At 68.0% G+C, this 11,002-nt stretch carries 10 protein-coding genes; 4 read left to right on the top strand and 6 right to left on the bottom strand.

Annotation, left to right across the window (positions count from 1 at the left end; all coding sequences use genetic code 11):
* The first annotated feature begins 264 nt into the window (after positions 1 to 264).
* A complete protein-coding gene (locus tag QZT59_RS00570; protein ID WP_290809992.1) occupies positions 265 to 1,860 on the top strand; it encodes an HTTM domain-containing protein in 1,596 nt (531 codons plus the stop codon).
* Positions 1,861 to 1,989: 129 nt separating this feature from the next.
* Here QZT59_RS00570 and QZT59_RS00575 read toward each other — a convergent pair whose 3' ends face one another.
* A complete protein-coding gene (locus tag QZT59_RS00575; protein ID WP_290809994.1) occupies positions 1,990 to 2,355 on the bottom strand; it encodes a hypothetical protein in 366 nt (121 codons plus the stop codon).
* 320 nt (positions 2,356 to 2,675) lie between these two features.
* Between QZT59_RS00575 and QZT59_RS00580 the strand changes: the two genes are divergently transcribed.
* Together QZT59_RS00580 and QZT59_RS00585 are read left to right on the top strand one after the other, a co-directional pair.
* Positions 2,676 to 3,812: a methionine synthase gene (locus tag QZT59_RS00580; protein WP_290809996.1), complete on the top strand. Its 1,137-nt coding sequence runs from the start codon at positions 2,676 to 2,678 to the stop codon at positions 3,810 to 3,812.
* A gap of 274 nt (positions 3,813 to 4,086) precedes the next feature.
* Positions 4,087 to 4,359, top strand: a complete 273-nt coding sequence (locus QZT59_RS00585; protein ID WP_290809998.1) for a HalOD1 output domain-containing protein — start codon at positions 4,087 to 4,089, stop codon at positions 4,357 to 4,359.
* Positions 4,360 to 5,007: 648 nt separating this feature from the next.
* Here the strand turns inward: QZT59_RS00585 and QZT59_RS00590 are convergent.
* The 5 genes from QZT59_RS00590 to QZT59_RS00610 all read right to left on the bottom strand — a co-directional run bounded on the left by QZT59_RS00590 (position 5,008) and on the right by QZT59_RS00610 (position 8,389).
* Entirely contained in the window at positions 5,008 to 5,589 is a 582-nt protein-coding gene (locus QZT59_RS00590) for a hypothetical protein (protein ID WP_290810000.1), read from the bottom strand.
* A gap of 184 nt (positions 5,590 to 5,773) precedes the next feature.
* The gene (locus tag QZT59_RS00595) at positions 5,774 to 6,118 is read right to left on the bottom strand and encodes a glutaredoxin (protein ID WP_290810002.1); all 345 of its coding nucleotides are present in this window, start codon (positions 6,116 to 6,118) and stop codon (positions 5,774 to 5,776) included.
* Between the two features lie 256 nt (positions 6,119 to 6,374).
* Positions 6,375 to 7,028, bottom strand: coding sequence for a bifunctional 4-hydroxy-2-oxoglutarate aldolase/2-dehydro-3-deoxy-phosphogluconate aldolase (locus tag QZT59_RS00600; protein WP_290810004.1), 654 nt, complete (start codon positions 7,026 to 7,028; stop codon positions 6,375 to 6,377).
* The gene (locus QZT59_RS00605; protein WP_290810006.1) at positions 7,025 to 7,192 is read right to left on the bottom strand and encodes a hypothetical protein; all 168 of its coding nucleotides are present in this window, start codon (positions 7,190 to 7,192) and stop codon (positions 7,025 to 7,027) included. The genes QZT59_RS00600 and QZT59_RS00605 overlap by 4 nt, the downstream gene beginning before the upstream one ends.
* Before the next feature lie 126 nt (positions 7,193 to 7,318).
* Positions 7,319 to 8,389 (bottom strand): TrmB family transcriptional regulator sugar-binding domain-containing protein, encoded by a 1,071-nt coding sequence (locus tag QZT59_RS00610; protein WP_290810010.1) that lies wholly within the window; start codon positions 8,387 to 8,389, stop codon positions 7,319 to 7,321.
* A 351-nt stretch (positions 8,390 to 8,740) separates the two neighbouring features.
* On the opposite strand from QZT59_RS00610, the gene QZT59_RS00615 reads away from it, so the two are divergent.
* The gene (locus QZT59_RS00615) at positions 8,741 to 10,765 is read left to right on the top strand and encodes a glucan 1,4-alpha-glucosidase (protein ID WP_290810008.1); all 2,025 of its coding nucleotides are present in this window, start codon (positions 8,741 to 8,743) and stop codon (positions 10,763 to 10,765) included.
* Positions 10,766 to 11,002 lie beyond the last annotated feature (237 nt).

Here is an 11,002-nt window from a genome sequence, read left to right on the forward strand (position 1 = left end):
ACGGCTGGCAAACCGTCGCCTTCGAAACGGCTGGCAAACCGTCGCCTTCGAAACGGCTGGCAAACCGTCGCCTTCGAAACGGCTGGCAAACCGTCGCCTTCGAAACGGCTGGCAAACCGTCGCCTTCGAAACGGCTGCCGAACCATCGCGTTCGGAACGGCTGCCGACCGTCGAATGCGGTTGCCGATAGAAACGAATATTACACCCGAATTGTATGTGTCCCTACGTGTCCCACCCGTGGTTGCCCCGCCCTCCAATCCCGTAGTGACCCTTCGAAGCGCGTTCGGGAGCTGCGTTCGCGTCGACACCCGCTCGCTCGCGGCTTTCCGCGTCTTCCTCGCGCTGCTCGTGCTCGCCGACCTCGCGCTCCGCTCGCGCAACTTCTCGTTTTATTACACCGACGACGGCGTCGTCCCGCAGTCGCTCGCGATGGAGCACACGCCCGACTACGCCGTCTCCGTCTACTACCTCACGTCGGACCCGGCGCTGATCGCCGGGCTGTTCGTCCTCACCGGGCTGATCGCCCTCCAGCTACTGATCGGTTACAAGACCCGGCTCGCGACGATCTGTGCGTTCCTGCTGGTCGTCTCGCTCGACCACCACAACCCGTTCGTACTGAGCTACGCCGACACGCTCTTCCGGCTGCTCCTGTTCTGGGCGATCTTCCTGCCCCTCGGCGAGCGGTGGTCGGTGGACGCCGTCCACCGCGAACGCGCGCCCCGAGCGTCCGTTGCGAACGTGGCGACGGCGTTCGCCCTGGGCCAGATGGTGTTTATGTACGTCGTCAACGGGGTCCACAAGCGGGAGTCCGACCTCTGGACCAGCGGCGAGGCGACGCCGCTGATCTTCGGAATCGACGAGATGACGTTCCTCCTCGGGGACGCGTTGCGCGCGTTCCCCACGCTGCTCCAGTACGGGGGACTGGCCTGGTACTTCATGCTGCTCGGCTCGCCGCTGTTGATCCTCCTGTGGGGTCGACCACGGATGCTCCTGACGTTCATGTTCGTGGGGGCTCACGCCTCCTTCGCGGTGACGGTCCGCATCGGCGCGTTCGCCTACGTCGCGATCGCCGGCCTGACGCTCTTCCTCCAGGCGCAGTTCTGGCGCGACGCGGGCGCCGTGGCCCGGGCGGCGGGACTCGCCGATCGCCTCGAGTCGCTCCGGTCCGCGCTCGACCGACGAGGGCGTCGAGTCGCCGCCGCCCTCCCGCGTGCGAGCGTCGACGACGAACGCCTCCGACGCGCACGATCGGGCGTCTACCGGGGATCGCTCGTGGTGATCGTCGCGACCATCCTGATCGTGGCGCTGGTCGTCCCCGCGCAGGTCTGGGTGTTCATGGACGACGACCGACCGGAGGAAGAGCGCTTCGAGGAGGCCCTGGAGGAGACGACCGGGGTCGAGCACGTCCACACCGTCGCGGCGGCGGCCGGTATCGAACAGCCACCCTGGAGCGTGTTCGCGCCGAACCCGCGGTCGACCGACCGGTACTACGTCTTTCCGGCCGAGACGGTGGGCGGTGATCGGATCGACGTCTTCAACGACGGGCGCCCGCTGACGTACGATCGGGCCCACGACGAACTCCAGAAGCAACACGACACGTATCGACAGCGGTTCTACATGAACAGCGTTCGCCGGGGCGGTTCGCACACCGAGGTCGCGCCGCTCCTGGCCGACCACCTCTGTGAGAGCTGGCCGGACGAACACGGGGACGAACTCGTCCGGATCGACGTGTACGAAGTCACCGAGACGATCACGCAGGAGACGATCGACGCCCCCGAGGACAGGGAGCGAAGCTTCTCTCTCCGCTACCGCCACGGGTGTGGAGACAACGATCCGGGTCCGATCGATCCGCCCGGGTGAGTCACCGCGAGACGACGCGACGGGGGAAACCGATCCGGCGGAGACTGACGGTCGGTCTCGCGACGCGGACCTCCCCGCGGAGAGATCGGGCGAGAGACGGCCCGGAGGAACGCCGGTTGGCCGAGCGCGTCACTCGCCGGCGTCGACGTCGATCTCGTACGGATCGTCCCGACGCTCCTCTCGACCGCCACCGCCGCCGATCGGGATCTTCGTCTGGAGTCGCGTCGCGACGGATTCGACGCGATCGAACAGCGTCTTGATCTCCTCTTCGAACTCCTCGACGGACCGCTCGACGTAGTGGACCCGCCTGGACGGGATTCGACGCACGATGTCGTTCCCCTGGTCGTCCTCGTCGGTCTTGATGATCCAGTGATCCTGGAAGTACGCCACGTGTTCGTTCGGCACCGTCCGCTCGACGGTACCCTCGTGGGGGTCTTCGTAGACGATCGTCGCATCGCCGAGGTCTCTCTCGAGTTCGAGGTCTTCGTCGACCATACCTAGCGGACTACCGTCGGGGGGGTAGTCCCAGTGCTTGCCAGTGAACGGCGAACGCCCAGGTGCTCGGTCCCCTTCCGACGGAGACGCGATTCGGGAACGAACTGAACGCCGTTCACGGACGAACCGGACGCGGTTCAGGATCGCACTGGACGGGGTTCACGGACGAACTGGACGCCGTTCGAGGACAAACTGGACGCCAATCGGAGACGAGATCGGCGTACGCGCAGAGAGCGATTCTCGAACCGAGCCGACGGACGCGGACAGGGAGGAGATACTAATCCGCCCGGCGACGAGTAGAGACGTACGAGTGAACACGGATGTCGGACGAGACACTCATCCAGACCACGCACGTCGGCAGTCTGCCCCGCTCCGAGGCGGTGCGCGACGCGCTCCGGAGCGACGACGAACCGGGTTCGAGGGCGTTCGACGACGCCGTCGGCCGGGCCGTCCGAGACGTCGTCCGAAAGCAGGCCGACGTCGGGGTCGACGTGGCGAACGACGGCGAACAGCCCCGCCTCGCGTACTCGGTGGACGTGACCAACCGCCTCTCGGGGTACGCAGATCGGTTCGCCGAGCGCGCGCTGCCCGCCGACCTCGCTGAGTTCCCCGAGTTTGCGGAGCGAGCGCTGGGCGATATCGAGAACATCGGGGGACCGATCGCGACGGGACCGATCGAGTACGTCGGGGCTGACGAGCTCGAGGCGGAGCTCGCTCGCTTCGACGAGGCGGTCGAGGCCGAGGGGATCTCGTTCGCCGATCGATTCCACACCGCCCCGTCGCCGGGCGCCGTCGTCAGGTTCACCGAGTCCGAGTATCACGACGACGTCGAATCGTACCTCTTCGACCTCGCCGAAGCGCTCCGGACCGAGTACGCGACGATCGCAGACCACGGCGCGCTGTTGCAGGTCGACGCGCCGGAGCTGCTCGCCGGGTTCACCCTCACGGACGAGGACGCCTCGATCGAGGAGTTTCGCGAGCGCGTGGAAACGTACGTCGAGGCGATCAACGTCGCCCTCGACGGCGTCCCCGCCGATCGGGTTCGCCTCCACGCCTGCTGGGGCAACTACCCCGGCCCGCACCACCACGACGTGGCGCTCGGCGACGTCGTCGACGAAATCTACGAAGCGGACGCGGGCGGGCTGGTGATCGAGGGCGCGAACCCCCGCCACGCCCACGAGTACCGGACGATCGCCGAACACCCGCTCCCGGGCGACTGGACGCTCGTTCCCGGCGTCATCGACGTGAAGACGAACGCCGTGGAACACCCGACCGTCGTCGCCGACCGGCTCGAACGGTTCGCCGAGAGCGTGGGCGACCCGTCCAGAATCGTCGCCGGCTGCGACTGCGGCTTCGAGACCGTGATGAGCGCGAACCTCGTCCACCCGCCGTTCGTCTGGAAGAAGCTCGAGGCGCTGGTCGAGGGGGCGAAGATCGCCTCCGAGCGGCTGGCCTGACGCGGGTGGGAGACCACCGCCGCTCGGCGGGCGAGCGGCGCGAGCCTCTCGGTGACCGAACCGAGTCGATCGGACGGGTACCGGGCGGAATGGACCGGACGGCGACCGGGCGCTGTCGACCGGTCCGTGACCGAGCGGGGTCGACCGGACCGGGACCGAGCGGGGTCGACCGGTCGGGCGTGCGTTCGGTTCCGCCCGCCCGTCGGACCTGCGTCAGACGCGCGTCAGAAAATGATCGCCGGGAGTTATAGTGGTCGGCGGAATCCGGACGTGCATGAACCCCGACTCCGAGATCACCCTCGCGATCGTCGAGATGGTGGCAGACCGGAAGGGCGTCGACCCGATCGAACTGCCGCCGCTCTACGAGGTGGCCGACCCCGACGCCCTCGAGCGCGTCCTCGCCGAGAGCGAGACCGAGGCGCTCTCGATCCAGTTCGGGTACGCGGGGTACCGTGTGCGGATCGAGTCCGCCGAGGAGACGATCATCGTGGTCGAACCGGCGTCGGCGACGACGTCCACCGACGGCGTTTGCGGATCTCCCTCGTAATTCTGGTGGATCGAAGCCACCGATCGTCCGGGCCTTCCTGCCCATCCTCCGAGCACGAGGCCTCCGCTCGTACGGCGCGAGAGGGGACCGCCCGAAAATTCTCGCTCGACGCGGGAGCGGCCCGACCGGACAATGCTCGTCGTGGCGAGAAACGCCGGCGGGGCCGGGCACCGATGAACGAAGGCGGCTAGCCGGGGCGGGGCCGGGAACCGGTGAACGAAGACGACTAACCGAGTTCCGGTGGGAGCGAAGAGTCCGACCGCTCCGGACCGCGAACCGCTCGTCGATTCGATCGATGACGACGGCGACCGGCTACATCGAAGCCGGATTCGACCGACGGAAGTCCACGTGGTGCAGCTCCTTTCGAGCGTGTCGTTCGAGGGCGTCGGAAACCGCTTCGTGGTCGTCCGACTGGAACACCCATCGACACTCGGTGCACGTTGCGCGGGGCGTCATAGTACGTCTCTCCTCAAATTACTCTTCGTTTCGGAGAGGTAAATAGGTCATCCGAGCGGAGTGAAACTGAAAAAGCGGCTGCGGTTCCGGCGTCCTGCTGCGGATTCGTCGATTTCTTCCCCCACATCGGTGAGCGACCGAGAATCCTTTTCCTCCAGTGTTCCGCATCATCCGCCGCGTTGGCGCGGACTCTCAGTCGCTGATGAACTTGTTGTCCCGCCAGTTGACGCCCGACTTCGTGCTCGTACTGTCTCGCGGGCCTTCCACCACTTCCACGTCGGCGGGTCGGACCTCGCCGTCGACGACCCGCGTCGCCTCCAACTGGCCGTCGCGCTCGGAGATCGCCGTGAGCGTGCCCTTCTCGGAGGCTTCGGCGATGTCCCGGAGGACGAGAAACATCTCGTACTGCAACAGCGAGTTCTGGAGGACCGTCTCCCGATCACCCTTGAACGCCGCGTACTCGACCAATTCCGACTCGATCTCCTCTTCCTCGTCGTCCTCCCAGCGGAAGGCGTTGCGTCGCTCCTCGGGATCTTCCTCGTAGACCCGGTTCTCGGTGACGCTCGCTTTGAGTTGGGCCGTCGGCGTGTACTTGCTCACGCTTTCGTCCTCCGCGACGGCCTTCAGAATGAGGGTGTTGTTGCGTCGGGTGATCTCCACGTCGGTGACCCCGTCCGGATAGGTCGCCGAATCGATGTGGTCGTGGAGGTCTTCGAGTGGCAGTTCGAGCGTCGAGTGCAGACGATACACGTGGCTGGATTCCTCTGATGACATGAGTGGGAATGCGGGCGTTGGTCTCTCGGTTTAGCATACGGGCGGGTGGCTTATATGAACTGCTGTTGCATACCGGATCCAACTGACCGTATATATCCGGTCCTCGAGGCACGAATCGATCGTGTGGACCGGAATCGGGACACGGAATCGGTCGGTGCGCGTCCCGCGTCGGTCGGTCGGCGGATCACTCCGCGTTCAGCGTCTCCGCCAGCTCGCCGCGCTCGTCGAGTTCCACCAGGATGTCGCTGCCGCCGACGAACTCGCCGTCGACGAACGTCTGGGGGATGGTCTCCCAGCCGCTGTGGCGCTCGAGTGCCGCCCGGTACTCGTCGAGGGACTCGAGAACGTCCACGGTCTCGACGTCCTCGCGGTGCTGGGCGATGAGCCCGAGCGCGCGCCGCGAGTAGCCACACTGGGGCATCAGCTCGTTGCCCTTCATGAAGAGGACGACCTCCTCCTCCGCGAGCAGGTCGTCGACGTGCTCGTTGACCTCGTTCTGATCCATACCCTGGTTCGGCGGGAAGTCCATGCGTGCATTTACCTGCGGGTCGGGGATAGGCCTTGCGACGCGGAGCCGACGACGCGACCGCGTGACCGAGAGACATCCGCCGTCCGTCTGAAGGTGAACTCGGTATCCGTCGCTGGCGTCGACGGCAGGCTCGACGGGCGCGTTGGCGCCCGAGCCTCGGTGGCCGGATCGACGGGCGCGTCTCCGTTCGAGCCTCGGTGGCCGGATCGACGGGCGCGTCTCCGTTCGAGCCTCGGTGGTCGGATCGACGGGCGCGTTACTCCTCGCGTGCCTCCTCGATCGCGTCGACGAAGTCAGCGGCCCGCGACTCGAGTTCGTCGTACGCGCCGCGCCGGATCGCTTCGCCGTCGACCAGGGCCCCGCCGATACCGACGGCGATCGCCCCGGCGTCGACGAAGTCCCGAACGTTCTCCAGGGTGACCCCGCCCGTCGGAACGAGGTCGACCGGGCCGAGCGGCCCGGCGAGCGCCGAGAGATGGCTCGGGCCGACGGTGCTGGCCGGGAACACTTTGAGCACGTCCGCACCGGCTTCGAGGGCGGTCACCGCCTCCGTCGGAGTCATCACGCCGGCCATCGAGAGGACGCCCCGGCGGTTGCAGGTCTCGATCACCTCGGGGTCGGTGTGGGGCGAGACGACGAACTCGGCGCCGGCGTCGATCGCCGCGCTCGCGGTCGCGGCGTCGAGGACCGTCCCGGCGCCGAAGACGGCTTCGTGATCCTCGAGCTCGCGATCGATGGCCGCGATCTTCTCGGTCGCGCCCGGGTCGTCGGCCGTGACTTCGATTCCGGTGACGCCGCCGTCGGCGATCGCACGCGCCGCGGGGACGATCCGCTCCCGATCGACGCCGCGGAGGACGGCCACCACGCCGCCGTCGACGATGCGCCGGCGCACGTCGCCGCGAGCGCTCATGGCCGAGCCCTCCCGAATCGGGCCCGCAGGATGGTCGCCCGCTCCCCGGCCGTCGGAACGGTGCGGTCGGCCATCGGGACCGTCCGGGCCCCCGCGGCGATCGGGTCGGCTTTCGTCCGGGCGTGGGGCGCCTCGCTCGCGCCGCACGCGGTCGTGTCCGTCATGGCGCTCCGTTCGTCGACCGGGCTGAAAAGATTTACTCACGGCCGAAAAATCTGGAGTGCCGCGGCCGTCGTCGGCCGCTTCCCGTCCGGTCAGTCGATCACTCGGCGGGTTCCTCGGTCGGTCGATCACCCGGCGGGTTCCTCGAGCCGGCGCAGCGTCACGGAGCTCGCTTCGACGTCTTCGAGGAACGCTCCCGGGCCGCCGACGGAGACGCGGTCTCCGTCGATCGCGAGCTCGAACGCGTTCTCGACGGGGAGCGTCGACGTCACCGGTCGAACGAGGCTCTGACGAACCCCGCTGACCTCGCCGGTGATCGGCGAGCGGAGGTCCAGCTCGCCGACCGGACCGCCCTCCACGCTGGCCTCGAGTCGGGTGTCCGTGGCGCGGTGGAGCGCGATCTGGAACACGGCGTTCCGAAAGCCCTCGTACGTGCGAGGGAGGTCGTCCGGCGTCGCCACGTACCGCTCCTCGGCGACCGGCCAGTAGTTCGCCAGGAAAGAGCCGACGAACACCGGAACCAGCTGCTCCTGCGTGATGGCGATCGCGCGCGTGTCCCGGCTCGCGTTCGTCAGCATCTGGCTCGGCGTCAGCAAACCGTGTCGTCCGTCGACGGTGAGCATCGTCGGGACGAGCGCCTCCCACGTGCGGACGGTGCTCGCCGTGCCGGCGACCGACGCGAGGTCGACGTCGTCCTCGCCGGTCGCCCCCAGGAGGAGCAAGACCAGCACGCCCCGGTCGACGGTCTCTTCGAGCGTCTCCCGGACGTGGGGGAGGACGCTCGCGGGCACCGAGAGCGTCACCTCGGTCTCCGCGTTCGAGAGCCGGCTCTCGATCCGCTTGAGCACCGTCTGACGTGATTTGATCACTTCGAACTGCTGGCCGGTTTCGGCCGTCGCCGTGTATCGGGAACGGATCTCCGGCTCCATCGCCTCGACGTTACGCGAGAGGCGGTCGACGACCCGCTCGGGCGCCACCGGCCGGATCACCGTCGGCACCGCGTGATCGTCGACGTCGACGAAGCCGCGCGTCTCGAGCTCCTCGCTGATGCTGTAGACGTACCGTTTCGAGACGTCCGCCGCATCGGCGATCTCGCTCGCCTTGGCCTCCCCTCGCTCCAGGATCGCCAGATACGTGTCTATCTCCTTCTCGGAGAGGCCGAACCGCGAAAGCATCGCCGCGAGGTCCCCGTCATCCATGAGTACTCGGTACGTCACGGATTCGAGCGATCCGGGAAAAAGGATTCCGGTAGCTGCCTCGCGCGTGGCCGGATCCGGTCGATCGCTTCCCGATCTCTGCCCGTTTCCCGATTCCGGCCGCTCTCGGATTCCGAACTCGCACCCGGACGGTGCGCGCCATCCCCCGCTCGACGGCCGACGGACCCCGCCGAGGGACCGAATCGAGACCCGCGGATTCGACATCGGCCGACGAGAAACACGGCGCGGGTCGGATACGAGTTGATTCGGCCGTCGACCGGCGCGACGACATCCGAAAAGTGAGAATACATATTACAACAAAGTTTAATTGCTCGGAGGCCGACTCTCCCGACGATGGAGTTGCACGCCGCTCTCGACGACTTCAAGCGGAACCGGGGCTCGCCCACTCGTTTTCCGGGCGAGCGCCGCTCGACGACGGGGCGCTTTACCGGGCTCGACGATCGACTCGTCCACGTTTCGCGCGACGGATCGCTCAGGGACTTCAGCTATCCACTCTGCGGACTGACCGGCATCGAACGCTCTCGGTTCGGCGTCGAGGTCGACGGGAACGTGTTCTGGCTCGACGGCGACCGACAGCGCTACGTCGACGACACCGCCGTGGTCGAAACGCGACACGACGTCGACGGGAAGCCCGTCGTGCAGTACGACCTCGCCGTGGGACGGCTCCACTTGACCCACCTGCGAGCGGACGACGTCGCCGACGTCGATGCCCTTTACGCGTGCTTCGCGTTCGCCCCCGAAGGACGGGCCGGCCGCGTCGGCCAGCTCCGCCACGGGGACGCGGTAGAAGTCCTCCACCACCGGGAGCGCGACTTCGCGTCCGCGTCGACGCCGATCGACGTCGGCGGCGAGATACCGCCGCGGTTCGAAGAGGTCCTCTCGCCGGAACCGACCGCGTTCCCGCGCCTCGCGAACGACGACGCCGGTCGGTACGAGGAAGTCCAGCTCAGTCCGGTCGTGACGGCCGAGATCGGCCTCGAAGGGGAACCGCCGAGCGCCACGGTCGCGACCCTCCTCTGGGACGAGGACGAAGACGGGGGACGAGACGACGCCCTGGGGCGCGTTCGGGAGGCCGCATCCGCCCACGACGACCGCGGGGCGTTGCTCGCGGCCGGACGCGAACAGTACGCCCGCCGGCTCCCGGACGCGGGTGACGACGAGCTCGTCGAGCTTCGGGCGCTGGCGCTGTTGCGCGCGCCGAACGGGGCGCGCATCGCGGGCCCGGAGTTCGACCCGTTCTTCCGGAACTCGGGGGGATACGGCTACACCTGGTTCCGCGACGACGCGGAGATCGCTCGCTTCCTGCTCGCCGCGGATCGGCGCGCGGACCTCGGACTCGAAAAGTGGCACGCCGCGAGCGCGCGATTTTACGTCGACACCCAGCTCGCCGACGGCACCTGGCCCCACCGCGTCTGGACGTACAGCGGGAGCCTCGCGCCCGGGTGGGCGAACGGTCGCCTCGAGGATACAGAGACCGCGGAGTACCAGGCCGACCAGACCGCGAGCGTCACCGGCTACCTGGCCGACTACCTCCGACACGTCGATCCGGACGACGCGGACGTCCGGGAGACGGTCGTCGCCGCGTTCGACGGGCTGGAGGCGACCGTCGACGACGACGGGCTCCCCGGCCGCGTCCAGAACGCCTGGGAGAACATGACCGGGCGCTTCGCCCACACGACGGCGACCTACCTCGACGCCTACGCCAGCGTCGCCGCCGCACCGGTCGACGACGAACTCGCGAGCCGCGCGCGAACGCGGGCGACCGAGGTGTACGACGGACTCGACGCGCTCTGGGTCCCCGACCGCGAGACCTACGCCCTGCGATCGGACGACGGGGACCTCGACGAGCGCCTCGACGGAAGCACCCTCGCGCTCGCCGCCGCCCACCTGCGCTACGACGCGGTCGGCGAGATCGACGGCGAACGCCTCGACCGGCTCGTCTCCCACGTCGAAACCACCCTCGACGGGCTCTATCGCGACCCCGACGGTCCGGTCGAGGGGCTGGCCCGGTTCGAGGACGACCCCTGGCGCCGCCGGGAACAGGCGGCGCCAAAAATCTGGTCGGTCACCACCGCCTGGGGCGCCCACGCCGCTCTCGAGTTACGAAACCTGCTCGCCGCCCACGATCGGTCGGAGGCCGCGCGATTCGACCGTCGGGCGCGCACGCTCGCCGAAATCGTTGATCTCGACGGCTCGCTCCGAGTCGACGGCGGCTACCTCCCGGAACAGGTGTTCGACGACGGGACTCCGGACAGCGCGACCCCGCTCGGGTGGCCGCACGCGATCGTGCTGGCGGCTCGAACCGCGCTCGAGGAGGCGGAGGCAGCCGTCGGCGATACCGCGATCACCGGGGAGTAACGCGATCGCAACGCTGGCGAGGGGATCGATCGACGATTGCCGGGACGACCCGCGGTCGCGCTCGCATGCATAATCCGTCGATGATTACGAACTGAACTGGTGTATGGGTACGACGGCACGAGGGGAGGAGCGAAATCGGTGAAACGGCCCCGCAGAGGCGGAGACGAAATCGGTGAAGCCTCCGTGCGAGGACGGCGACGAAATCGGTGAAGCCTCCGTGCGAGGACGGCGACGAAA

The sequence above is a fragment of the Halovivax sp. genome (genome assembly GCA_007119345.1).
Classification (GTDB): Archaea; Halobacteriota; Halobacteria; order Halobacteriales; family Natrialbaceae; genus Halovivax.

Excerpts from the sequence above, each read along its gene's own strand:
- QZT59_RS00575 (WP_290809994.1), bottom strand. The coding sequence starts at position 2,355 with ATGGTCGACGAAGACCTCGAACTCGAGAGAGACCTCGGCGATGCGACG.
- QZT59_RS00580 (WP_290809996.1), top strand. The coding sequence starts at position 2,676 with ATGTCGGACGAGACACTCATCCAGACCACGCACGTCGGCAGTCTGCCC.
- QZT59_RS00585 (WP_290809998.1), top strand. The coding sequence starts at position 4,087 with ATGAACCCCGACTCCGAGATCACCCTCGCGATCGTCGAGATGGTGGCA.
- QZT59_RS00590 (WP_290810000.1), bottom strand. The coding sequence starts at position 5,589 with ATGTCATCAGAGGAATCCAGCCACGTGTATCGTCTGCACTCGACGCTC.
- QZT59_RS00595 (WP_290810002.1), bottom strand. The coding sequence starts at position 6,118 with ATGGACTTCCCGCCGAACCAGGGTATGGATCAGAACGAGGTCAACGAG.
- QZT59_RS00600 (WP_290810004.1), bottom strand. The coding sequence starts at position 7,028 with ATGAGCGCTCGCGGCGACGTGCGCCGGCGCATCGTCGACGGCGGCGTG.
- QZT59_RS00605 (WP_290810006.1), bottom strand. The coding sequence starts at position 7,192 with ATGACGGACACGACCGCGTGCGGCGCGAGCGAGGCGCCCCACGCCCGG.
- QZT59_RS00610 (WP_290810010.1), bottom strand. The coding sequence starts at position 8,389 with ATGGATGACGGGGACCTCGCGGCGATGCTTTCGCGGTTCGGCCTCTCC.
- QZT59_RS00615 (WP_290810008.1), top strand. The coding sequence starts at position 8,741 with ATGGAGTTGCACGCCGCTCTCGACGACTTCAAGCGGAACCGGGGCTCG.